Genomic DNA, 21,117 nt, shown 5'->3' on the forward strand with positions numbered 1-21,117 from the left:
ACCCCAAGTCAACCCCAAGTCAGCCGCAAACAGGAAAACGCATGCTTGTCCCCATGAACGAGCTGAAGAACATGATCAAGGGCAGGCTGTGGCTCCCGGGTGACGCGGGGTTCGACGAGGCTCGTACGCCGTGGAACCTGTCGGTGGACCAGCCGGTCGCGGCGGTCGTGGAAGCGGCGGGCGCCGACGACGTCGCGGCGACGGTCGGCCACGCCGCGCTGCACGGGCTCACCGTGACCACCCAGGCGAGCGGACACGGCGCGGTGACGGCCGAGGGCGTGATCCTGCTGCGCACCCACCTGATGGACACCGTCGAGATCGCGGACGGCGTCGCGCGGGCCGGCGCGGGCGCGAAGTGGGGCCAGGTGCTGTCCGCGGCCGGGCCGCTCGGGCTGACCGGCGTCGCGGGCAGCTCCCCGGTGGTGAGCGTGACCGGGTACACGCTGGGCGGCGGGCTGGGCTGGTTCAGCAGGAAGTACGGGTTCGCGTCCGCGAGCGTGCTGGCCGCCGACGTGGTGGACGCCACCGGGGCGCGGGTGCGGGTGACCGCCGAGTCGGACCCGGAGCTGTTCTGGGCGCTGCGCGGGGGCGGCGGCGACTTCGCGGTGGTGACCGGGCTGGAGTTCGCGCTGAGCCCGGCGCCCGTCCTGTACGGCGGGCGGATGATGTGGCCGGCCGAGCGGGCGCCCGAGGTGCTGGCGGCCTTCCGCGAGGTCACGGCCGGCGCGCCCGAGGAGCTGACGGTCTGGTTCGACCTGCTGAAGTTCCCCGGCGCCCCGGGGCTCGTCGCGGTGGACTGCACGTACCTGGGCGAGGACCCCGGTGAGCTGCTGCGCCCGTTCGACGCGATCGGCGGCGCAATCGGCGACACCAGGGCGGTGCTGCCCGTCGCCGACCTCGGCTCGATCTGCGCCGAGCCGACCGACCCGACCCCGTCGGCCGGGCGGGTGGAGCTGCTGACCGGGCTGGACGACGCGGTGGCGGCCGCGCTGCTCGCGGACCCGATCGATCCGCTCTTCAACGTCCAGGTGCGGCACCTGGGCGGCGCCCTGACCCGCCCCTCGGGCGGCGCGGCCGGCGAGCTGACCGAGCCGTACCTGCTGTACATGGTGGGCCCGGCCATGCCCGGCACCGCCGAGCGGATGGACGTGCTGTCGAAGGCCCTGGTGCCGCACACGAGCGGGCGCAAGCCGTACACGATGCTGCACAGCGGGGAGCAGGCCGCGTCCGCCTTCGACGCCGGGACCCTCGCCCGGCTGCGTGACCTCAAGCGGGCCCGCGACCCGCACGGCGTCCTCAGGGCCAACTACCCGGTCCTGGGCACCGCGTAGGAGCCCGGGGTCAGATCGCTCCGAAGTCCCCGTGCCGGCCCGCGCCCCCGGCGAAACGCGCGGCACCGGAGGCGGCGTCCGGCAGGGAGACCAGGCCGTGCCGGAGCTCGTTGCGCATGGCCTCCCGCTCCCCCAGCCCTTCCTGCTCCAGGACGGACATCCGATCCCCCCGCAGGCACGCCTGCGGGAATCGGGCGATCTCCAGGGCCAGCGCCTCCGCCTCCCGGCGGGCCGTCCCGTCGGCCACCACCCGGTTGGCCAGGCCCATCTCGTACGCCTCGCGCGCGCCGACCGGGCGGCCGGTGAGGATCAGGTCCATCGCCCTGCTCCGGCCGATGAGGCGCGGCAGCCTGACCGTGCCGCCGTCGATGAGCGGCACCCCCCACCGCCTGCAGAACACCCCGAACACCGCGCTCTCCTCCGCCACCCGCAGGTCGCACCAGAGCGCCAGCTCCAGCCCGCCCGCGACCGCGTGGCCCGAGACGGCGGCGACGACCGGCTTGGACAGCCGCAGCCTGGTCGGCCCCATCGGCCCGTCGCCCTCCTCGCCGACGTGGTTGTCCAGCTTCTTGAGGTCGGCTCCGGCGCAGAACGTGCCGCCCTCGCCCCACAGCACGGCCACGTCGGCGTCGGACGCGTCGAACTCGCGGAAGGCGGCGGCGAGCGCGCCGGCGGTCTCGCGGTCGACCGCGTTGCGCGCCTCGGGCCTGCTGATCACCACTGTGGTGACCTGGCCCCGGCGTTCCACGCGTACGGTCATGCTGCCTCCTCGGGGGAACCCGTGCCGAGCCTACGACGCCGATGTCACGAGCCATGAGGCGGCGGCGGCCACGATCGCCCGCACCCCGGTGTCGAGAGTGGGCTGGAGCACCGGGGCGAAGCGGGCGTTGTGGTTGACCGGGATGTCGCTGTCCAGGGTGCCCTGCTCCGCCGCGCGGGCGTACCGGCCGGGGTCGGTGCCGCCGATTCCCCAGTAGGTGTACGGGACGCCGAAGGCGTCGGGGATCCTGCTGAAGTCCTCGCTGGCGGTCTGCGGGTCGAGTGTGCCGGCCCGGTCGCCGAAGTGCCGGGCGAACGCGTCGGCGACCCGGCGGGTGGCCGCCTCGTCGTTGACGGTCGGCGGGAAGCTCCCGAAGCGCTCGATGTCCGGTGGTTCGGGGGCGCCGGCCGCGGCGCACTCGGCCCTGGCGATGCGCTCGACGGCCGCGCGCACCTTCGCCCGGGTGTCTTCGTCGTAGGTGCGGACGTTGATCTCCATCCGGGCCGACTCGGGGATGTTGTTGGGATTGGTACCGGTGTGCAGGCTGCCCACGGTCACCACGGCGGGGGTGAGCATGCCGATCTCACGGGAGACGATGGTCTGCAGCCGCACCACGATCATGGACGCGATCACCACCGGGTCGATCCCCGACTCGGGCCGCGAGCCGTGCGCGCCGCGCCCGTGCACGGTGATCCGGTAGTTGTCGGCCGACGAGAGCACCGGGCCTGGGCGGGTGCCCACCCGACCCGACGGGAACGGCAGGACGTGCTGGGCCAGGCACACGCCGGGCCGGGGGACACGGTCGGCCAGGCCGTCGGAGAGCATGGCGTCGGCGCCGTCGCCGGGCTCCTCAGCGCACTGGAAGAGCGCCACCAGGGTGCCGTTCCAGGCGTCGCGGGCTTCGGCCATGAGCCGGGCGGCGCCGAGCAGGCAGGTGACGTGGACGTCGTGCCCGCAGGCGTGCATCACCGGCCGCGGCTCGCCGCCGTCGCCCGGGGCGGTGACGGTGCTGGCATAGGGCAGGCCGGTCCGCTCCCGGATCGGGAGCGCGTCCATGTCCGCGCGGACCAGCACCACCGGCCCGTCGCCGTTCTCCAGCACGCCGGCCACTCCGGTGCCGCCGATCCCGGCGCGCACGTCGTAGCCGCAGCCGGTCAGCCGCCTGGCGGCTTCGGCGGACGTGCGGTGCTCGGCGTGGCCGAGTTCGGGGTGGGCGTGCAGGTCCTTGTAGAGCGTTTCCAGGCCGGGCCTGATCCGGTCCAGGCCGGCGAGGATCTCTGTGCCGCCCGGCATGCCGTGCCCCTCTCATGAGTACGGACATACCTGGTCATCCCCGACGGGCCGGTTCGTATACGCCAACCTGCGGCAACATCCTTACCAACACCCGCGACCCCGGACACGGTGATCATTACCCTCGGGAGGGTGCGGATGGACACGGCCACCACGGTCCTCGACCTGGTCGGGGTGTTCCTCAACGCCCTGCTCGGCGGGACGGTGGCGCGGCGCGACCGGCTGGACCTGTTCGGCTTCCTCGTGATCGGGATCGCCTCCGGGCTCGGCGGCGGGCTGATCCGCGACGTGCTGCTGCAGCACGGCCCTCCGGCCGCACTCACCGACCCCGCCTACATCCCCACCGCGCTCGCCGGCACCGGGGTCGCCTTCCTGCTCGACATCTCACCGCCCGACTGGAGCCGGGCGTTCAAGTTCCTGGACGCGGCGGCGCTCAGCGTGTGGGCGTCCGTCGGGGCGCAGAAGACCATGGGGGTCGGCCTGGGCTGGCTCCCGGCGATCCTGCTCGGCACGATCACCGCGGTCGGCGGCGGCGCGATCCGGGACCTGCTCCTGCAGCGCGTCCCCGCGGTGCTGCAGGACACCCGCTGGTACGCCTCCGTGGCCGTCCTCGTCGCCGCCGTGGAGGTGCTGGGCATCGCCACCGGATTCCCGGTCGCGGGCACCGTCGCCGCCATCACGCTCGGCGTTCTGCTGCGGATCGTCGCCGAGTGGCGCGGCTGGACCGTGCCGCGCGGGCTGGAGGTGCGTCCGTCGGCGGTGCTGCGCCGCAGGCGACGGCGCGACGGCGAGCCGTGAGCCCACCGTGATTTGTCACCCGGCGCTGCTATGAAGAACGTGATCATCCAAACCCCCACCGGAACGGGTGCGTTCATGACGACGGTGACCTTTCGCGATGAGACCGCGACAGGCCGGGCTCTGGAGGAGTTCTCCCTGCCCGGGCTGCCGGAGCGGATCTCCGCCAGAGAGCTGGTACGGCTCCGCGTACGCGAGGAGGTGGCCCGGCACAACGCCGCCCCCAGCCACCACTTCCGAGGCCTGGTCAAGCCCACCGACGCCGAGACCGAGCTGAACGGCTACCGGATGCGCACCGCACGCAGGCTCGACTGGGAGAGGCAGGCCGACGCGGCCGAGGCCGCGTTCGCCCGCAACGGGTTTCTGCTGCTGGTGGGCGACCGGCAGATCGAGGACCTGGACGAGGAGATCGCGCTCACGACCGACCCGGTGGTGTCGTTCGTCAAGCTCGTCCCGCTGGTCGGAGGCTGACGTGGACTATCAGATCCTCAAGGACTCGCCGCTCAACAACGACTACACCTCCGTGTACTTCGCCAACGACCACCGCGACCTGTTCGACCGCCTCGACGCCGCCTTCGCGGCGGAAGAGGAGCTGGTCTGCGGGGAGGACGAACGCGTCCCGTTCGCCGTCTGGGCGCAGATGCGGCTCAGCCTCGGCTGGGACGGCGGCCACGAGCACGACGAGCGCCGCTTGGCGGTGATCCGCGACGTGATCGACCGGATGCCGGACCTGCCCATGGAGACCGTCAAGCAGTTGTGGGGCGTGGCCGACAGGCTCATGACCTGGGCGCACACCAACTTCCACGAGCTCTACAGGCTGCCGCTGGACGCCACCGCCCGGCTGCCGTACCACGAACGGCGTGACGTGCTGAACCACCGGCCCAGATGGCTGGCCCAATACTGGAAACCCGCCTGGGAGGTGCTGCGCGAGCCGATCGGGACGTTGCTCACCGAGCCCGAGACCGATGACCCCGCCGCGACCGTCCGCAACATCATGTGGGAGGACGACGCCTTCGCCCGGCGCATGATCGAAGCGCACGCCGCCCGGCTGGCCGCGCCCGAGGTGCTGCCGCTGCTGCGCCACTGGAACACGGCGACCGCGTCGAAGCCGAGCGCCCGGTGGCTGAAGCGGGCCGCCGCGCTGCTGACCCCGGAGGCGGACGAGGTGATCCGGGACGTGCTCCGGATGCTCGTCGCGCACCGGGAGGTCACCCACCGCCACCAGTACCGCGGCGGCGGCGAATGGACCGAGACCGTCTTCCTGCGCGAGCGCACCGCCGTGCCGCTGCGCGGCATGGTCTGGACGTGTGAGCTCGTCGACCAGCCGTGGGTGACCTCGCTGCTGGGTGACGTCGCCGTGACCACCGGCACCGGCATCGGCGGCACGGGCGCCAACGCCCGCAGCGAGAAGCTGGCCAACGCCGCGGTCGGCGTGCTGGGCCGGCGCGGCGACCTGGAGGTGGTCGCCCAGCTCGCCCGCGTCCAGGCCAAGGTGCGCAAGAAGACCATTCTCGCCGGAGTGGCCAGGACGATCGGCGCGGTGGCCGCGCAAGCGGGGCTCTCCCCGGAGCAGCTCCTGGAGCGCACCGTGCCCGGCTTCGGGCTGGGGCCCGACGGCGTCCGCACCGAGCAGGGCCTGCGACTGGCCGCCGACGGCACCGTGACCTTCACCGATCCATCCGGCAAGATCCGCAAGACCATCCCCAGGAGCGTCGATCGGGAGCTTCTGGCCGAGTTCAGGGCCGCCGCCAAGGAGCTGAGGAAGACCCTGCCGGCCGAACGGTTCCGGATCGAGCGGGCCCTGGCAACCGAGCGCGTCTGGCGCTGGCGCGACGTGTGTGCGTTCTATCTGGACCATCCGGTCACCGGCACGCTCGCCCGTACGCTCATCTGGGAGATCCTCCAGGGCCCCGCCGGGATTCCGGTGCGGCGCGAGGACGGCTGGGAGCTGACCGGCCCGGACGGGCGCCGCGTCCAGCCCGGCCCTGACACCCCGGTCCATCTGTGGCATCCCATCACGCACGGCGTGGAGGAGGTCCGAGCCTGGCGCGACCATCTCATGGACGCCGGCCTGCGCCAGCCGTTCAAACAAGCCTTCCGCGAGGTCTACCTGCTCACCCCGGCCGAGGAGGCGAGTCACGACCACTCACGCCGCTTCGCCGGTCACCTCCTGCGGTACGGCACGGCCAAGGCGCTGCTGACCGAGCGCGGCTGGACCGGCATGTCGCTGGGCCACTGGGGCTGGGAGTACGGCTCCGACCAGGCCGAAGCCACCCGCGAACTGCCCGGCGGGCTGGCCGCGCACTGGGACTTCCACCTCGACGAGCACTCCTTCGACCGCGACGGCGTCGGCACGGTCTCCATCTGCGTCAGCGGAAACCTCCGCTTCACCGGCGCGGACGGCCGGACCATCCCCCTGGAGCGGGTCCCTCCCCTGGTGCTCTCCGAGACGCTGCGCGACGCGGACCTGGCCGTCGGCGTCACCTCCACCGGCCTCGACCTCCAGGGCGACGGCGACTACTGGCAGTCCTACAGCTTCGGCGCGCTGTCGGAGACCGCCCGGATCCGCCGCGACGCCCTGACCCGGCTGCTGCCCCGCCTCTCCATCGCGAGCCGCTGCGAGCTCACCGAACGTTTCCTCCGGGTCCGCGGCGACCTGCGCACCTACAAGATCCACCTCGGCTCGGGAAACATCCTCATGGAGCCCGACGACGCCTACCTGTGCATCGTCCCCGGCGGCGTCGGCGACCAGGTCTTCCTGCCCTTCGAGGAGGACGGCGGCATGCTGTCGGTCGTGCTGTCCAAGGCGTTCCTCCTGGCCGCCGACACAGCCATCGCCGACCCGTCGATCACCCGGCAGCTCACGAACCGGAGGCCTTCTTGACCTTCGTGCCGACGCCGCCGAACAGGGCGAGGCCGCTGACGACGATCCGCGGCGCCCCCCGCTCACGGCGCACGGCGCTCCTGTCGAACGCGCCGAACAGGCCGAAGCCCTTGACCTCGACCTCCACGTCGTCGGGCACGATCACCTCGGTGTAGCCCCACAGGGCGAAGGCGCGCACCCGGATCTCCCGGCTCGCGAAGCGGGCGTCGCGCAGGTCGATCTCCCCGCCGCCGAACACCGCCAGCGAGGTGAACGCGGGCGGCGCGACCCAGCGGCCCCTGCGGCTGAACCAGCCGAACACGCTCAGCGCGAACCGGGAACTCGGCTCGTCCCGTACCACCAGCGTCTCCGCGCGGGCGGGCTCGGGGAGGCCGCGGCCCGCGTACGCGAGCTCGTCCTGGGTCCTCGCCTCGTAGATCTCGCTCAGCCGCTGGTCCAGCTCGCCCAGCTGGATCCTGCCGGTGGCGGCGGCCGACTGGAGCCGCTGGGCGGCCTGGTCACGCTCCTCGTCGGAGGGGCGTACCTGCCGGCTCGGGGGGTGCTCGACCATGCTTCGGAGTCCTGTCTGTGCGGTCAGCGTGACCACACCATCTTATTCTCCAACTGGAGAACAAGCCTCCTCCACCATGTGCGCCCCCATCATCCGGGCGAGCTGAACGCGGAACTCCGCTTCGTACGCCGGGTCGTCGGGATCGTGACCCAGGCCCGCCAGCCACGACCGGCCGCCGATGGCGAACCCGTACGCGGCCGACAGCCCGACCAGCACGACCGCCTCGATGCGCGCCCGGCTCGGCACCGGCCCTCCCGCGAGCGCCGCGCGGATGCCGGCCTCCATCGTGTCGACCAGCTCCACCAGCTCCGGCCGCGCGGCGCCGCGGTACTCCGCGTGCATCTCGGCCCAGACGAACAGCCGCAGGTAGCTCTCGTCCGCCAGGGTGTCGAACAGCACCCCCATGATCCCCGCGGCGGTGGGCACGCCGTCCTCGGCCTGGATGCGCTCGCGCACCCGCGCCTCGATGCGATCGTTCTCGGCCCGCAGCACCTCCCGGACCAGGGTGGCATAGGTGCCGAAATAGTGGGAGGCGAGCCCGTGCGCGACCCCGGCGGCCTCGGCGATCTGCCGCAGGCTGACGTTGTCCGGACCTCGCTCCCTGATCAGCCCGCCCGCCGCCGCCAGCAGCTCGGCCCGTGATTCCGCGGGACTCCGCCTGCGTCTGGGTGCCATGACCGGCAGTTTATGGTCCGCCGGACGATCAAGACCGGCAGCAGGACGCTTATTCGGCATGTTGCAAAAGCAGTATGCTTGAAGCATGGATGCCACCTTGCAAGTCAGAGGCCTGGACGAGGAAGTCGTCGCCGAGCTCAAGGCGAGGGCCGCCCGCAAGCGGATGTCGCTGTCCGCTTACGTGGCCGGCATCCTCACCGAAGTCGCTGCCACTCCGGCTCCGGACACGATCAGAGAACGGCTGGAGGCCCTCCGGTCGCTGGGCGGCGGCGCGAGTCGCGACGACGTCGTCGCCGAGATACGGAAGATCCGCGAATCGTGATCGTCATCGACAGTTCGGCGCTCGTCGAGGCCCTGGCCGGACATTCCCCCGCCGACGAACTGCTCGCCCGCGTCGCCGAGAACCGGCTCCACATCCCTCACCTGCTCGACTACGAGTTCCGTAACGCCCTGCGCGGCCTGCTCCTCGGCGGGAAGATCAGTGAGGCCCGCGCCGAAGGCGCCCGGATGGTCAAGGCGGGCCTGCCCTTCACCCGTCACCCCGACGACCTCACCGCCGATCGCGCCTGGGACCTGAGGGCCAACTTCGACGGCTACGACGCCACTTACGTGGCCCTGGCCGAAGCACTGGACTGCACTCTGGTCACCACCGACGAGAAAATCCACAAGGTGGCCCGCAAGTACGTCAACGTCGACTTCTGCTGATCTGTCGTCGCCGGCGCGTCACTCTCAAGCAGGGTGACGGCCCGCGGCCCTTCCGTCTCAGAGGCAGGCCGGCGCGGTGCCGGGCTGAACGCGGACGAGCGACGGGCGGCTGAATTCCGGCGGTACGAACCCGCGCCCCACGCACAGCACCAGGCCGGCGCCGGACTGGTTGACGAGGACGGCCTGGCAGCCGGGAGGCGGCTGGTTGCGGAACGACTGGAGCTGAGCGAGCTGCGGATGGAGCTGTCTCGGAGGCTGACAGCTCTCGTAGACGATCGTGCGGCTGCCGGTCTCGCTGATCAAGGTCAGCTGCCCGTCCGCCGCATGGGCTGCGCCCGTGCCCGCCAGGGTCAGAGCGGCCAGGGCCGCCCCGGCGATGAATGTCACCCTCGGAAATCCCATGTGCCCAAGCCTGAGTCACCGCAAGAGGAGGCTCCAGGACGACAGCCGGACTTAAGCCGGTCATTTCCACTGCCTTCACCTGCGCGGCTACTGAACGGTTCGGCGGGCGCCGCGATCTGACGCGCCGGAGCCGTCGTCCTCGACCGCCGGGGCTCTCCGCCCAGATCGCAGAGCACCAAGATGCTCGCGGTGCTTGCGGTGCTTCCGGTGTTCGGGGTGTCCCGCACGTCGCCGAGGTGGCGTCGCGTCAGCCGGGTCCGATGGCCGTGCCTGCCTCCGTTGCCGACGGCGTGACCCGGCCGCGCGGGCGCCGGAGAGCCGCTCCGAGGGCGTCGCGCTCGTGCCAATCTGCAACCCCTGGTCACGCGGTACGGGTGTCGTACTGCTCCCGGTTGGCGAGGACCTCGTCCATGTGCGTCTCCGCCCACGCCTTGATGCCGTGCATGAGGTCGCGGAGCGAGAGGCCGAGGTCGGTCAGCTCGTAGGTGACCGTGACGGGCACGGTCGGCGTCACCGTGCGGGTGATCAGGCCGTCGCGTTCGAGGCTGCGCAGGGTCTGGGTGAGCATCTTCTGGCTGACTCCGGCCAGGCGGCGGGACAGCTCGGAGTAGCGCATCGGTCTCGGCTCACCGGCGCAGTCCCCGCCGGGGCGCGGGCCGTCGCTCCCGAGCGCGGCCAGGATCAGGGACACCCACTTGTCGGAGATCCGGTCCAGGAGCCGGCGGCTGGGGCAGCCGGCCAGGAACGCGTCGTACTCCATCTTCGCCTGCGCCCGCTGCTGGGCCGCCGTCGTCGTCGGCATCGGCCGCTCCTTCCTACCGCCGGGTGAGATACGCACTCCGGAGTGCGTACTTCCCGTCAGAGAGTAACCCCTCCATGGTGGTGCAAAAGCTCCCGTTTCTCCATAGGAGGCGACATGTCCACCACCTTCCGCACCGCCGTCGTCCGCACTCCGGGCGGCCCCGACTCCATCGAGATCATCGACGTGCCCCTCGTCGAGCCCGGACCGGGTCAGGTCCGGGTCGAGATCGCCGGGGCCGCGGTCAACCCCGTCGACCTGGCGGTCGCCGCCGGGGTGTTCCACGGGCGAGGCCTGGTCGACCAGCCCCACCACACCGGTCTGGGCTGGGACTTCTCCGGTACGGTCGCCGCCGCCGGACCGGGCGTCGGCTGGGCGGTCGGCACCCGGGTCGCGGGACTGATCGACGGGTTCGACCGCGACTTCGGCACGTACGCCGAGCAGTTGATCGTGTCGGCCGACGACATCGCGCCCGTGCCCGCCGGCCTCGACCTGGTCGCGGCGGCCGCCGTCCCGCTCAACAGCCTGGCCGCGGCCCAGCTCGTCGACCTGCTCGGCGACGGTGACGGCCGGAGCCTGCTGGTGACCGGCGCGGCGGGCGCTGTCGGCGGTTACGTGCTCTCGCTGGCCCAGGATCGCGGGTGGCGGGTCACCGGACTGGCCCGTACGCAGGACGAGGAGTTCGTGCGCGGCCTCGGCGCCGGCTTCACCACGCGGGCCACGCCAGGCTGGGACGCGGTGGCCGACGGCGCCGCGATGCAGGAGCAGGGCATGCCCCTGGTCCGCGACGGCGGCCTGTTCGTCGGCGTGCAGCCGGGGGCGGCGCCGGCGGAGGTGCGGGGCATCACCGTCCGCGTGGTGGTGGCGCGGCCGGACGGCGCCCGGCTCGCGCAGCTCCTGGAGGCCACCGCCGATGGCCGCCTTCCGGTTCGGGTGCACGCCGTCGTGCCTCTCGACGAGGTCGCCTCCGCCCACCGCGCGGTCGCCAAGGGCGGCGTACGCGGAAGGTACGTTCTCACGCCGGGCACAGCGGCGGGCTGACAATATGTGACCGCACTCATCACCGGTCGGGAAAATCACCACCGGCGGGCATGGGAACAATCGACGTACTGATGATCTTCGACCGGCGCCCCGAGCCTCGCTATGGAAGGAACGAGGCGCCATCGAGCAGGCGACCACGCCGTACGGCCGCCACATCACCCTTCTGCTCGGATAGTCCCGCCCGCACTATCCGAGGAGTCGCTGGGTATCCCGACGACCTCGACGATCACCCCGTGGTCACGCCGGAGCGTATCGGCGAGCGCGACAAGGGCGACCTGGGCGAACGGGTAAAGCGAGTCGGGCGTCAGTTCCTTGCCCTTGAGGAGGATGGCCAGCACGATCTTGCCCGGCACGAAGTTCTCCGGCACGGTGAGCTGGCCGCCGCTCAGCTCGGCCACCTTCGCGCTGAACTTCGCGCGGGCGTCCGGCTCGTTGTACAAGGTCCGGGTCGAGATCAACGCCTGGGCGAACTGGTGGCTGAGAGGCTCCGAGCTCTCCGCCGCCTTGACGTGCACCAGCGTGTGCCGGTCGGTCAGCCCGTCGCACGCCTCGTAACCCTTGCCCCTGCTCTGTTGCCGGGTCCGATTGAACTTGCGGTCGAGGCACAGGTACCGGCCTCGACCGAGCGTGTCCTGCATGCGGATGTTGTAGTCCTCCTCGGACTCTCCGACCTTCCAGGGCAGCATGTCCACCTCCGGCTCGGGCACGATGAGTTCCTGCATACGACGCTTCATCGACTCCACGTAGGTGGCACCGCACTCGTACCACTCCCCGTCGCTGAGCTGGTAAACGTGCGATCCGATCGCCACTGCAGCCTCGATCCACTGGATGGCACGGGCCTTGCCGATCGACTCCTTGCCTTCGCGATCGGCGTACATCTCGACGGTCCCGCCACGAAGCGCAGCAGAGGGACTGACGCAGTACTGCACCTTGCACCGTCGGCGGAGATCGTCGAGATCAAGCTCCTCCCGGACGAGGGGGACGCTACCGACCTTGATCCGGTACGAGCGAGCCTCGTGACGCCGGTTGACCAGGGTGGACGGGACCACCATGTGCAGCATGAGGTCGCCCTCGCCTCGGAGCCCTTCATCCAGCAGCGCGCGCCGAACTCGGCCACGCCACCAGCGCACTCCAGCAGTACCACGACGTACTGGATCTGGTCCGTACGAAGGAGAGCGACATTTCTCAAACCGCCGTCGAGGTCCGGCGCAGCATCGGAATGCTCCTGGCCAGCGAGGGCAATGACACTGCAGCATGCGAGGTGCTGAGACCATTGTTCGACGACCTCCAGGTCCTCCACGGACCAGACCACGAGGAGACACAGGAGATAGCGGAGATGCTCGAATATCTCTCGTGCGGCTGACGACTTGTTCTCCGCATCTCCAACTGTGATCAGCTCGCTTCTCCGCGCAGGATCTGCGCGAAGAGCCGTACGGTGGTCGCGGTCAGCGTCCACGAGGTTTCGCGGACGGTCTGCTCCTTGCGGTCTGTACGGCGGACGAAGGCTTGGCCGCCGGCGGCGCACAGTTCGTACGTCGTTTCGCGACATTCACAGGTATGCAAGATCACCCGGATGCGTGGCGTCCGAGGGGTCGGTTCGTACCAGGTGAGCTTGACGTGGTCGACTATCGGCGGCTCGACGTGCGGGCCGTGAAAATCGTGGATTATCTGCACGTCACGCACTCCTTTCGGTGATCTCGACGTGGTTCTGAGGGACGATGTCGACACGCGCCGCAGCAGGATCGTGGATGTGGCCCGCATCAGGAGGGGCTGGTCCCGTACATGTCCGGTACGGCGAGTCCAGGGTGGCCGTGTGCGCGACTACCGGGAGCGGGACGGGAAGCTCGAACCACACGGCCCGGCCAAGCCAGCGCCTCTTCACTCCCCATTTCTTCGCCACGGCCCCCAGGATGTGCAGCCCTCGCCCACCAGAGCCCTCCGGGTCATCGCGGAGACGCGGCCCGGACCACCACCCCTGGTCTGTCACCTCGACACGGACCCACCCGGCGCCGAGCCGCATGCGAACCCGAAATGAGCCTTTGCTCCATCTACCGGAGATCGTGTGTTTTATCGCGTTACCGGCAAGCTCGGTCGCGAGGAGGCGCACGTTGTCTAGCATCTCTCCGTCGTCCGCCGCTTCGGGTAGTGCGACTACAAGCCATCGAGCTACATAAATGCGGACATCACTTAGAATTTCTGACCGGCCTGGGAACCGCATCTCACCGATAACTTTCATCCTGACCGCTGTCATATTCTATGCCCCATTCGCGTAGATAGCATGCCAGCGACGATCTCGCTAATGCCTGTCACCCAAGAGTTGGCCGAACGAGTTGTCTTATGGCACTCCACACACTGCCTGCAGCGCGCTAGATTGTCTGCGGAAACGCTCCCAGAGCGATCCCAGACTTTTTCTGTCACGAAGCCAGGCGAGCTGGAACAGGCCTGGTAGCGGGGAGAGACGATGCCAGCACCCAAAGAGCTCGATCCAACCGCCGGTCCAACAGCGCGTTTCGGTGCGGAACTCCGCAAATATCGTTATTCCGCTAAATTGACGCAAGCGCAGCTCGCCGAGCGCATCGGTTACAGCAAAAGCCGCATCGGCAACGTGGAACGCGGCGACGAGAACCCGACCCGCGAGTTGATCGAGCTCTGCGAAAAAGCGCTGGGCCTGGACGGTGCTCTCCTCACCCACTGGCCCGCCATCAGCGGCCACAGGATGCCCGACTGGTTTCGGCAATGGCCACCGATCGAACGGAAGGCGGATCAGCTCATCACGTGGGCACCGCTTATCGTTCCCGGGCTGGTGCAGACGGAAGAGTACGCCCGCGCGATCTTCGAGGGCGAACCCCACAAATCCCCACAACAGGTCGAAGAACTTGTCAATGCACGAATCGAGCGACAAGCCATCTTCGACCGCCCGACACCCCCTCAATTCCTAGCTGTCATGGACGAAGGCATCCTGTATCGTCCGGTTGGAGACGACTCTGTGACCCGCCATCAGCTGGAACACCTGATCAACCTGGCCGAGAACAAGTGGTTCACCGTCCAGCTCCTCCCGTACGCAGCCCGGTGTACGGCGGTCCTGGTGGGTTCGGCTCTCTTGGCCCAGGAAAATGGAGTGCCGATCGCCGCCTACGTCGAGTCAGCCGTCCACGGCCGCGTCGTGGACTCCCCCGGCGACATCAAGCGCCTCGTGGATCGACTCGAACTCATCCGCAGTGCGGCACTCCCCGCGTACCTGTCAGTACAGCGCATCAAGGAGAGAGTGGCAGCGTGGAGTTGAGCAAGGAAGTAGCGGAAGAAATCTCGAACCCGGCCGGATGGATCACCGCGTCGAGCGGTCAAGGCGGCGACTGTCTGGAAGCCAAGCACCTGTCCGATGGCCGAGTCGCCTTGCGTGACACCGAGCAACCGGATGCCGAGCCCTGGGTGCTCCGCCGGCCCGTCTGGGACAAGTTCATAGCAGGCGCGAAGAACGGCATCTTCGACTTCTAGCGTCAGCGGTCAAGCGGCCTCCGGCGATCCGCTGGGGGCCGGCACCCACGTTCACGAGCTGACTGAGACTCAGGTGAGCCGGTACTTCCGCCTGATCGAGGCGGCCTCCTCCTCGGTCACCTCACTGGGCGTACGGCTGAGGACCTGACGCAGCTCGTCCACGATCGCCTGCCCCGAAGTACGGGCTCGGGAGCTGAACTGGGCGAGCTGGGCGTCGAACTGCTTGGCGGTCGGCCCGGTCCAGACCTTGCCCGAGTGGAACATCCGGCAGGGACGGTCGACGTCCGCGTTGATCTGCTCGATCATCGGGCCGATGGTGCTGACGGCCTGCTGGAGCGCCTCGTACAGCGGATTGCGCACCATCTCGGCCATCGGCTCAGTCCTCGGTCTTCTCGGGAGCGAGGGTCGCGTCGAGGATCAGCTTCGGCGCCACCAGCTTCATCATGGCCACCACGTCGGCGGCGTTGTCCCGCCCCTTGACGCCCTGGATCAGGTCCACGATGACCCGGTCGAACCCGTGCACCAGTATCGCCGCCGCCTGGGTGTTGTCAGCGCTGCCGTTCTGCCCGTAATAGCCGACCGCACCAGGAACGATCTCCGGGAGCCGCTGGGACCCTTGGCTGATCTCCCACTCGACCGCCTGTTCTCCTCCCGCTGGAGAAAGACTTATCTGCAGCACTTTCAGCTTGTCCCCGGTCGGCTGATAGACACGGCACGAGCCCGTCCCGTACTTGACCCCGTCAAGCTTTTCCCCCACAGTCATGTCGAAGCCGCCCGAGACTATCGGGTCACGTATACCTGTCATCAGCCGCACCGCATCGAGTGGTACGAAGTCGCACACATATGGCGAAGCGGCCACCGCCGGAAGCGGCGCCTTGTCGACCGGCGGCGGGCTTTCTTGCTGCTGACAGGAAGTGAGTAGGATCATCACGCCGGACAACAGGACACCGATGATGCGGAAACGCTTCCTTGTCATGGATATTCTGGCCTGCCTTCCCGGAATCCTGAACGCGACTCGTCGCGGGCTTCGTTCCATGCGCCGCCGGCGAGACCATCGTAGAGCCATCTCTTGTATGCATCTAGCCGAGGCAGAACATCTCCCGCATATGGGGCCATCTCCTGCTGCGTCATGAGAGAGTTTCCGTCATCCTTCAGGAAATTGTTCGGCGACTTACGGGGATCTTCTCCTTTACCTAGCTCTTGCAGAGACCCCCACGGATGCGTGGGAGCAGGAGGATCGCTCTTGCCGAACAACCCATGCCTGAGCATGGCGTCGGCAATCAGCTGATCGTGCAGATACAGGGCCTCGCTGTCACCGACGTTGGCCTCGTGTGCGGCCCGATCCTTATTCATATCGGTCTTGGCCACCGCACTCTCGATCAAGCCAGTCCAGGAGCCCAAGGCGGTTGACGTGATCGCCCATGCAGCAGTCTGGGGGATGGCCAGCGCCGTGTTGACCGCCGCCATGAACAGCTTTACTTTACGCTCCTGAATCTCATCCAGTTTGGCACCTCGCTCGATTTTAGCGAGCCCGCTTGCGTCGACTATCAGTCCGAGGCCTGCTCCAGTCTCCCGGATATTAGCCAGGAACGCTGACGTGGTTTTACCGGCGGCCGCTTGCGCAGCACCGTAGTCGAGCATGCTCCTCGACCATGCGATCTGGGCCGCCGTGATTATCGCCACCGTCTCCGGATCATGCGTGAAAAGGTTCTGCATCACTTTGAGAAGGCCACTTCTGTCGAACTGTGCACCCCAAACTTGATCAGCTGAAGTCAGATGATCACGAAGGCCGCCGTAAACACTGGATGTGGCCTGGGACTTCGGCGTCTCTGCGACCCGATTGACATCACTGATGTAGGCGCTGATGATGCGTGCCGCGGCGCCAGTGGTGGCGAAGGAAGGCTCGTCGGGGTTATCCAGAACGCGCTCGGCCTCCCAGCGGATGAATTCCGAGGCGATCTTTGCCGAGATGAACCCCGGCGACGGTTCCCGGGGGGAGCCGTCGCGGTCGCGGTAGGTCATCGTCGCCGCTTCCAGTGCCGCTCCGAACGCCGCCCCGTCGTCATGCATCCGCCGTTCGGTGACGTAGCGCTTCATGATGCCGGGGTCGCCGACGAAGACGTCCTGGGCCGCCTTGGGGTGGTTGGCGAGCGCCTTCATGACCCCGATCATCGGATCGTGCGGAATGCCGGTCGCAGGCCTCTCGTTCCAGGTCTTCCGGTCCAGGCCCTCAAGCGTTTTGGCGGCGGCCACCAGGAAGTCCCGGTTGAACTTCCCGTACGGGAGCACCGCCGCGAGCGCGTGCTGATCCACCGGCACCCGCAGATGGTCGAGCAGTTCCTTCCGCCATGACGTGCTCAGCCGCGGGCTGGCCGCGCCGAGCGTCTTGCCCAGCGCCGCCTGTAATCGTTGCTTCCGCTCGTCCTTCTGGTGCACCAGCGCCGCCGTGAGGTGACGGAACTTCTCCGTCCCGAGCGCGTACATCAGCGAGGTGGCGAATCCCGCGTCGCCCGCCCGTTTCTCCAGCTCGGCGACGGTCTTCTCGTCCACCTCGCCGTTACGGTCGACCTCACGCAGCTTGAGGGCCGCCGCGTACACGTCGGGCTGGCTGGAGGCGGCGCTGTACAGGCGCTCGTCGAACGGCGCCATCCCCGCGCCCCACTCCGGTTTCGCCGCCTGGATCGTCTCGTTGCGGCGGCGCAGCTCCGGCCGCTTGGCGCCGATCCAGTTGCCCAGTTCCCGCAGCGCGTTCAGCCGGGAGGTGTCCAGGTCGAGGTCTTCCAGGGTGCGGCGGATCCGTGGTTCGTGCCTGCCGAGCGTGGTCTCCGCCTGGCCGAGGTCGCGCTCGAACGCGTGCATGAGCTTCGGGTCGATCCCCGAATACTCCCAATCGGGCGGCTGCGCGACCGCGGGAGGGGTCCGGGAAGGTTCCGCCGGGCCTTTCTCGGCGCGGGCCGGGGGCTTGTCCGGCGGCCGCTCAGGCGACGGCTGGGGATTCGGCGACGGGGTCGTCATCAAGGGTCTCCGGCACGGTCGAGAACATCCGGATTATCCCCGGGTGGGGCTCCTCATCAGCGGTGCATAGCGGAAAAGCATGGTCATTCCCGGCTTCGAGACGCGCAGGCGCCAGGATGTACGTGGCCGGCGGTCTCCAAGGTTCGCGGTTTCTTCAGCAGTTCCAACGCAGTGAGGCTGATACCCCGGCATGCTTGCCGTATGGCGAGTACCACACGTCTCACTGTGACCTTGCCGAGTGACCAGGTGGCCGAGCTCAAAAAGCTCACCGACAACGTCTCCGGCTTCGTCGCCGAGGCGGTGGCACGCCAGTTGCGGCACCAACTCCTCGACGACGATCCGCGGCCGTACCAGGAGGAGCACGGGGAGTTCGTCTCCGCCAGTCCAGCCCCGGACACGATCAGGGAACGGCTGGAGGCCCTCCGGTCGCTCAGCGGCGGCGCGAGCCACGACGACGTCATCGCCGAGACGCGGTGGATCCGCGAATCGTGATTGTCATCGACAGTCCCACAAGTACATCAACATCGACCTCTGCTGATCTCGCTCCCTCAGCGTCAGACTTGCCCATATGAGTGAACGACATCGTTCCACCTGGCTGATCTTCGCATCGACAGGCGTCGCGCTGGGCGTCTTGAGCGTCTTCTTCCTCGCGATCGGCACCGCTCGGGCCGGCGAATGGGCGCAGATCATCGGCACGCTCGTGGGAATCGCCGCCCTCGGCGTGACCGTCTACAGCGTGGTGCTCATGCGCCGCCCGGCACCCGCACCGTCGAAGAAGACACCTGGATCCGTGCGGAACACTGTGAGCGGCGACGTGCACGGCGGCATCGTCCAAGCCCGAGACATCGGCGCCTCACCGGACGAGGATGGCGACCGTACCGCGTCTGGAGGAGGAACGACCGAGAACGAGATCAAGGGTGGCGCTGTCACCGGATTCGTCATACAGGCCCGCGACATCAAGGATCCCGGCGTCATGAGGGCGGATCCGTCCGAGGCTGCGGAACAGCCTGAATAGGACGATCACGGACGACGCCGCAACACCTCGTCGATGCGGACACGGGCGGCCGCCGCATCCATGTCCTCGAACCCGGACAGCAACTCTCGCGCTCGCAGTGCGTTCTGCTGGGCCTCGGCGTCATCGCCCATCCCCCGCCGCGCGAAGGCGAGATGGCAGAGCGACATGCCCGTCAACCAGCGGAGACCCGCGCCGTCGAAGACCTTGACCGCGCCGCGGTGGAAGTCGGCCGCCTCGTGGAAGCGGCCCAGCGCCTGATACGCCTCGCCGGCGACATCCCATGCCTGCGCCTCGCGTACCCGGTCGGCGATCCGGCGATGGAGATTCGCCGAGCGCTGCGATGAGACGAGCGCGAAGTCCGGCCGGTTCATCAGCAACTGCACCTTGCCCAGTTCGATGAGCCAGTACGCCTCCCATACGTGGTTCCTGGCCTCGTGTGCGATCCTCAGCGCGCCCTCGATGAAGTCCAGTGCGTCGGCGGCCTGTCCGGTGCGACGTCTGATGTTGCTCAGGACTCGAAGCGCGTTTCCCTCGCCGCCGCGTTCGCCTGTCGACCTGAAGATCTGCAGGGCTCGGTGCACCAGCATCTCGGCCTCGCGAAGGTGTCCCAGCTCGGCTCGGGCCTCGGCGAGGTTCGTGGCGGCCACGGCCTCCCAGTGATCATGCCCTTGGTCGCCGAAGATGGCGCGGCCGCGTTCGAACATGTCTGCCGCCTCGCTCAGTCGGCGGCCTCTGAAGCGCACGATCCCGATGTCGTTGAGGGACAGTCCCACGTCGATTCGCGTGCCCGACTCCTGCCGTATCGCCAGCGCGGCTCGGTGGAACTCCTCGCCACGCTCGAAGTCGTGACGCTGGGTGAAGGCCATTCCGAGACCTTCGAGAAGGCTGGCCTCGGTCTGCCGGTCGGTCAGGTCACGGGCGGCCTGCAGACCGACCTGACTGGTTTCAACCCAGTCTTCGAACGCGTTGAAACGCATGTAGATGTTACGAAGAATGACGGCGAGCTTCGCCGTGAGCTCGTGCAGGTCCAGTTCGGCGGCACGCTTGACCGTCGCCCGCAGATTGAGTTTCTCCAGCTCGTACCAGTCGACTGCCTCCTCGTAGCTGGAAAAGCCGCGTGCTTCCACGCCGGTGTCCAGCGCCGGGAGAACGGCTGCCTCTTCCATGGGGTTGATCCAGCTTGTAGCCGCCTGGGCCGCGTGCGAGTACCAGAGGAGCACGCGGTTCACCAGCGTCATCGACATCTCACGGCTGTCTTCGGTCGACAACTGGTCGGCGGCGTAGCTGCGGAGCAGATCGTGGAGTTGGAACCGATCTGCTCCTGACTGCTCGACCAGGTGCGCCCCCACCAGAACGTCCAGCAGGTGTCGTACCCGTGCCCTGCCTTCGCCCATGAGGGCCGCGACCACACCGCTGGAGAACTCCGCCCCTGGATGGGCGGAAAGTTTCCGGAACAGTTCTGCCGCGTCTTGTGGAAGTGCTCTGTAGGACCAGGCGAACACGCTTCGCACAGCGTCGTCCTCATCGTCCGTGCTGAGAGCGCTCCAGAGGGTGGATTCGCTCCGCAGTTCGTCGACGAGTTCGGACAGCTCCATCCACGGCCTGCTCACCGCGCGTTCCGCGGCGATTCTCAGCGCCAGTGGCAGGCGAGCACAGAGACGAGCCAGGTCGGCCAGCCGGGCGTCTTCGTCATGTGGCCGGTACTTTTTCATGGCATTTCTGAGCAGCCGTACCGAATCTTGTTCCGAGAGCAGCCCCAGCGTGATCCGAAGTGCGCCGTCCCGAACCATCAAGCTCGACAATCTGCTCCGGCTGGTCACGATCACCAGGGACTCCCGCGTACCTGGGATCAGCGGCCTGACCTGGCCGACCGAGACCGCGTTGTCCAGGACGACGAGCATGCGCCGGCCCGCCAGCAGGGAACGGTACAAGCCCGCGCGATCGTCGAGCTCGGAGGGAATCGATTCGCGAGGCACACCCAACGCCGAGAGAAACCTTTCGAGGGCATGCTGCGGCGTCACGGGCAGGCCCGGATCATAGCCACGAAGATTGATGTACAGGTTGCCATCGGCGAAAGTTCTGCGCATCGTGTGCGCCCAGCGCAGAGCAAGAGCGGTTTTCCCGACTCCTGCTGTACCCGCAATGATGATCAGTGGTATTCCGGGGGACCCGTCAGCGCTTGGCACGATCTCGGTCTCGAGGCGCTGGAGTTCCACCTCCCGGTTGACGAACCCGGAGACGTCACTTGGCAACTGCTGGGGCCTGGGCATCCCGTCACTGGATCGGTGGAAGTGGATTCCGCCACTGATGTCACGCGCCTGAACGATGTCGGCTGCGGAGCCCGACATCTCGGAGTGGGT

General features: G+C 68.5%; 24 protein-coding genes. 11 read left to right on the plus strand and 13 right to left on the minus strand.

Annotation, left to right across the window (positions count from 1 at the left end; genetic code table 11):
• Positions 1-53 precede the first annotated feature (53 nt).
• Positions 54-1,331 carry an FAD-binding protein gene (locus tag AB0K05_RS26070; RefSeq protein WP_364232368.1) on the plus strand — a complete coding sequence of 426 codons (1,278 nt, stop codon included), beginning with the start codon at positions 54-56 and terminating at the stop codon, positions 1,329-1,331.
• Between the two features lie 10 nt (positions 1,332-1,341).
• On the opposite strand, the gene AB0K05_RS26075 is transcribed toward AB0K05_RS26070, so the two are convergent.
• Positions 1,342-2,091: a crotonase/enoyl-CoA hydratase family protein gene (locus AB0K05_RS26075; RefSeq protein ID WP_148030650.1), complete on the minus strand. Its 750-nt coding sequence runs from the start codon at positions 2,089-2,091 to the stop codon at positions 1,342-1,344.
• A gap of 30 nt (positions 2,092-2,121) precedes the next feature.
• Complete coding sequence (locus tag AB0K05_RS26080; protein ID WP_364232371.1) at positions 2,122-3,384, minus strand: amidohydrolase; 1,263 nt, start codon at positions 3,382-3,384, stop codon at positions 2,122-2,124.
• 135 nt (positions 3,385-3,519) lie between these two features.
• Between AB0K05_RS26080 and AB0K05_RS26085 the strand changes: the two genes are divergently transcribed.
• The 3 genes from AB0K05_RS26085 (at position 3,520) to AB0K05_RS26095 (ending at position 7,060) form a co-directional block, all read left to right on the plus strand.
• On the plus strand, positions 3,520-4,179 hold the full coding sequence (locus tag AB0K05_RS26085; RefSeq protein ID WP_364232643.1) for a TRIC cation channel family protein: 660 nt from the start codon (positions 3,520-3,522) through the stop codon (positions 4,177-4,179).
• Positions 4,180-4,254: 75 nt separating this feature from the next.
• Positions 4,255-4,647, plus strand: a complete 393-nt coding sequence (locus tag AB0K05_RS26090; protein WP_271278089.1) for a hypothetical protein — start codon at positions 4,255-4,257, stop codon at positions 4,645-4,647.
• A gap of 1 nt (position 4,648) precedes the next feature.
• Positions 4,649-7,060, plus strand: coding sequence for a DUF4132 domain-containing protein (locus tag AB0K05_RS26095; RefSeq protein ID WP_364232374.1), 2,412 nt, complete (start codon positions 4,649-4,651; stop codon positions 7,058-7,060).
• Here AB0K05_RS26095 and AB0K05_RS26100 read toward each other — a convergent pair.
• Both AB0K05_RS26100 and AB0K05_RS26105 read right to left on the minus strand, forming a co-directional pair.
• Positions 7,038-7,610: a DUF1707 domain-containing protein gene (locus AB0K05_RS26100; RefSeq protein WP_148030646.1), complete on the minus strand. Its 573-nt coding sequence runs from the start codon at positions 7,608-7,610 to the stop codon at positions 7,038-7,040. The genes AB0K05_RS26095 and AB0K05_RS26100 overlap by 23 nt on opposite strands.
• 42 nt (positions 7,611-7,652) lie before the next feature.
• Entirely contained in the window at positions 7,653-8,285 is a 633-nt protein-coding gene (locus AB0K05_RS26105; protein WP_364232377.1) for a TetR/AcrR family transcriptional regulator, read from the minus strand.
• Positions 8,286-8,370: 85 nt separating this feature from the next.
• Between AB0K05_RS26105 and AB0K05_RS26110 the strand changes: the two genes are divergently transcribed.
• Both AB0K05_RS26110 and AB0K05_RS26115 read left to right on the plus strand, forming a co-directional pair.
• Positions 8,371-8,607 (plus strand): hypothetical protein, encoded by a 237-nt coding sequence (locus AB0K05_RS26110; RefSeq protein WP_364232380.1) that lies wholly within the window; start codon positions 8,371-8,373, stop codon positions 8,605-8,607.
• Positions 8,604-8,990, plus strand: a complete 387-nt coding sequence (locus AB0K05_RS26115; protein ID WP_364232383.1) for a type II toxin-antitoxin system VapC family toxin — start codon at positions 8,604-8,606, stop codon at positions 8,988-8,990. Before AB0K05_RS26110 ends, AB0K05_RS26115 begins: the two co-directional genes overlap by 4 nt.
• A 57-nt stretch (positions 8,991-9,047) precedes the next feature.
• Here AB0K05_RS26115 and AB0K05_RS26120 read toward each other — a convergent pair whose 3' ends face one another.
• Positions 9,048-9,377, minus strand: coding sequence for a hypothetical protein (locus AB0K05_RS26120; RefSeq protein ID WP_364232385.1), 330 nt, complete (start codon positions 9,375-9,377; stop codon positions 9,048-9,050).
• Between the two features lie 376 nt (positions 9,378-9,753).
• Entirely contained in the window at positions 9,754-10,194 is a 441-nt protein-coding gene (locus tag AB0K05_RS26125) for a helix-turn-helix domain-containing protein (protein ID WP_271278084.1), read from the minus strand.
• Between the two features lie 114 nt (positions 10,195-10,308).
• Between AB0K05_RS26125 and AB0K05_RS26130 the strand changes: the two genes are divergently transcribed.
• Entirely contained in the window at positions 10,309-11,232 is a 924-nt protein-coding gene (locus AB0K05_RS26130) for an NADP-dependent oxidoreductase (RefSeq protein WP_271278083.1), read from the plus strand.
• A gap of 155 nt (positions 11,233-11,387) precedes the next feature.
• On the opposite strand, the gene AB0K05_RS26135 is transcribed toward AB0K05_RS26130, so the two are convergent.
• The 3 genes from AB0K05_RS26135 to AB0K05_RS26145 form a co-directional block, all read right to left on the minus strand.
• Complete coding sequence (locus tag AB0K05_RS26135) at positions 11,388-12,506, minus strand: DUF6119 family protein (protein WP_364232389.1); 1,119 nt, start codon at positions 12,504-12,506, stop codon at positions 11,388-11,390.
• Between the two features lie 118 nt (positions 12,507-12,624).
• Positions 12,625-12,906, minus strand: coding sequence for a hypothetical protein (locus AB0K05_RS26140; RefSeq protein WP_271278081.1), 282 nt, complete (start codon positions 12,904-12,906; stop codon positions 12,625-12,627).
• Position 12,907: 1 nt separating this feature from the next.
• On the minus strand, positions 12,908-13,483 hold the full coding sequence (locus tag AB0K05_RS26145; RefSeq protein WP_364232392.1) for an ATP-binding protein: 576 nt from the start codon (positions 13,481-13,483) through the stop codon (positions 12,908-12,910).
• Positions 13,484-13,693: 210 nt separating this feature from the next.
• Here AB0K05_RS26145 and AB0K05_RS26150 point away from each other — a divergent pair, with 210 nt between their 5' ends.
• Together AB0K05_RS26150 and AB0K05_RS26155 are read left to right on the plus strand one after the other, a co-directional pair.
• Entirely contained in the window at positions 13,694-14,515 is an 822-nt protein-coding gene (locus AB0K05_RS26150; RefSeq protein WP_271278080.1) for a helix-turn-helix transcriptional regulator, read from the plus strand.
• Entirely contained in the window at positions 14,506-14,727 is a 222-nt protein-coding gene (locus AB0K05_RS26155) for a DUF397 domain-containing protein (protein ID WP_271278079.1), read from the plus strand. Before AB0K05_RS26150 ends, AB0K05_RS26155 begins: the two co-directional genes overlap by 10 nt.
• A 69-nt stretch (positions 14,728-14,796) precedes the next feature.
• On the opposite strand, the gene AB0K05_RS26160 is transcribed toward AB0K05_RS26155, so the two are convergent.
• The 3 genes from AB0K05_RS26160 to AB0K05_RS26170 are packed head-to-tail and all read right to left on the minus strand — an operon-like array spanning position 14,797 to position 17,742.
• Positions 14,797-15,099, minus strand: a complete 303-nt coding sequence (locus AB0K05_RS26160; protein WP_271278078.1) for a hypothetical protein — start codon at positions 15,097-15,099, stop codon at positions 14,797-14,799.
• Positions 15,100-15,103: 4 nt separating this feature from the next.
• The gene (locus tag AB0K05_RS26165) at positions 15,104-15,703 is read right to left on the minus strand and encodes a hypothetical protein (RefSeq protein WP_271278077.1); all 600 of its coding nucleotides are present in this window, start codon (positions 15,701-15,703) and stop codon (positions 15,104-15,106) included.
• Positions 15,700-17,742: a hypothetical protein gene (locus AB0K05_RS26170; protein ID WP_364232396.1), complete on the minus strand. Its 2,043-nt coding sequence runs from the start codon at positions 17,740-17,742 to the stop codon at positions 15,700-15,702. Before AB0K05_RS26170 ends, AB0K05_RS26165 begins: the two co-directional genes overlap by 4 nt.
• Before the next feature lie 225 nt (positions 17,743-17,967).
• Here AB0K05_RS26170 and AB0K05_RS26175 point away from each other — a divergent pair, with 225 nt between their 5' ends.
• Both AB0K05_RS26175 and AB0K05_RS26180 read left to right on the plus strand, forming a co-directional pair.
• Entirely contained in the window at positions 17,968-18,234 is a 267-nt protein-coding gene (locus tag AB0K05_RS26175) for a hypothetical protein (protein ID WP_271278075.1), read from the plus strand.
• A gap of 76 nt (positions 18,235-18,310) precedes the next feature.
• Positions 18,311-18,757, plus strand: a complete 447-nt coding sequence (locus AB0K05_RS26180; protein WP_271278074.1) for a hypothetical protein — start codon at positions 18,311-18,313, stop codon at positions 18,755-18,757.
• A gap of 5 nt (positions 18,758-18,762) precedes the next feature.
• Here the strand turns inward: AB0K05_RS26180 and AB0K05_RS26185 are convergent, their stop codons facing one another.
• Positions 18,763-21,105 carry a tetratricopeptide repeat protein gene (locus AB0K05_RS26185; RefSeq protein WP_271278073.1) on the minus strand — a complete coding sequence of 781 codons (2,343 nt, stop codon included), beginning with the start codon at positions 21,103-21,105 and terminating at the stop codon, positions 18,763-18,765.
• Between the last annotated feature and the right edge of the window lie 12 nt (positions 21,106-21,117).

The sequence above is a fragment of the Nonomuraea sp. NPDC049486 genome, from assembly GCF_040676925.1.
Taxonomy (GTDB): domain Bacteria; phylum Actinomycetota; class Actinomycetes; order Streptosporangiales; family Streptosporangiaceae; genus Nonomuraea; species Nonomuraea ferruginea.

What these genes read in the sequence shown, in the direction of transcription:
- AB0K05_RS26105 (WP_364232377.1), bottom strand. Translation starts at nt 8,285, where the DNA reads ATGGCACCCAGACGCAGGCGGAGTCCCGCGGAATCACGGGCCGAGCTG.
- AB0K05_RS26130 (WP_271278083.1), top strand. Translation starts at nt 10,309, where the DNA reads ATGTCCACCACCTTCCGCACCGCCGTCGTCCGCACTCCGGGCGGCCCC.
- AB0K05_RS26160 (WP_271278078.1), bottom strand. Translation starts at nt 15,099, where the DNA reads ATGGCCGAGATGGTGCGCAATCCGCTGTACGAGGCGCTCCAGCAGGCC.
- AB0K05_RS26170 (WP_364232396.1), bottom strand. Translation starts at nt 17,742, where the DNA reads ATGACGACCCCGTCGCCGAATCCCCAGCCGTCGCCTGAGCGGCCGCCG.
- AB0K05_RS26145 (WP_364232392.1), bottom strand. Translation starts at nt 13,483, where the DNA reads ATGACAGCGGTCAGGATGAAAGTTATCGGTGAGATGCGGTTCCCAGGC.
- AB0K05_RS26100 (WP_148030646.1), bottom strand. Translation starts at nt 7,610, where the DNA reads ATGGTCGAGCACCCCCCGAGCCGGCAGGTACGCCCCTCCGACGAGGAG.
- AB0K05_RS26070 (WP_364232368.1), top strand. Translation starts at nt 54, where the DNA reads ATGAACGAGCTGAAGAACATGATCAAGGGCAGGCTGTGGCTCCCGGGT.
- AB0K05_RS26180 (WP_271278074.1), top strand. Translation starts at nt 18,311, where the DNA reads ATGAGTGAACGACATCGTTCCACCTGGCTGATCTTCGCATCGACAGGC.
- AB0K05_RS26090 (WP_271278089.1), top strand. Translation starts at nt 4,255, where the DNA reads ATGACGACGGTGACCTTTCGCGATGAGACCGCGACAGGCCGGGCTCTG.
- AB0K05_RS26085 (WP_364232643.1), top strand. Translation starts at nt 3,520, where the DNA reads ATGGACACGGCCACCACGGTCCTCGACCTGGTCGGGGTGTTCCTCAAC.
- AB0K05_RS26075 (WP_148030650.1), bottom strand. Translation starts at nt 2,091, where the DNA reads ATGACCGTACGCGTGGAACGCCGGGGCCAGGTCACCACAGTGGTGATC.
- AB0K05_RS26165 (WP_271278077.1), bottom strand. Translation starts at nt 15,703, where the DNA reads ATGACAAGGAAGCGTTTCCGCATCATCGGTGTCCTGTTGTCCGGCGTG.
- AB0K05_RS26080 (WP_364232371.1), bottom strand. Translation starts at nt 3,384, where the DNA reads ATGCCGGGCGGCACAGAGATCCTCGCCGGCCTGGACCGGATCAGGCCC.
- AB0K05_RS26110 (WP_364232380.1), top strand. Translation starts at nt 8,371, where the DNA reads ATGGATGCCACCTTGCAAGTCAGAGGCCTGGACGAGGAAGTCGTCGCC.
- AB0K05_RS26135 (WP_364232389.1), bottom strand. Translation starts at nt 12,506, where the DNA reads ATGGTCTCAGCACCTCGCATGCTGCAGTGTCATTGCCCTCGCTGGCCA.
- AB0K05_RS26125 (WP_271278084.1), bottom strand. Translation starts at nt 10,194, where the DNA reads ATGCCGACGACGACGGCGGCCCAGCAGCGGGCGCAGGCGAAGATGGAG.
- AB0K05_RS26150 (WP_271278080.1), top strand. Translation starts at nt 13,694, where the DNA reads ATGCCAGCACCCAAAGAGCTCGATCCAACCGCCGGTCCAACAGCGCGT.
- AB0K05_RS26185 (WP_271278073.1), bottom strand. Translation starts at nt 21,105, where the DNA reads ATGTCGGGCTCCGCAGCCGACATCGTTCAGGCGCGTGACATCAGTGGC.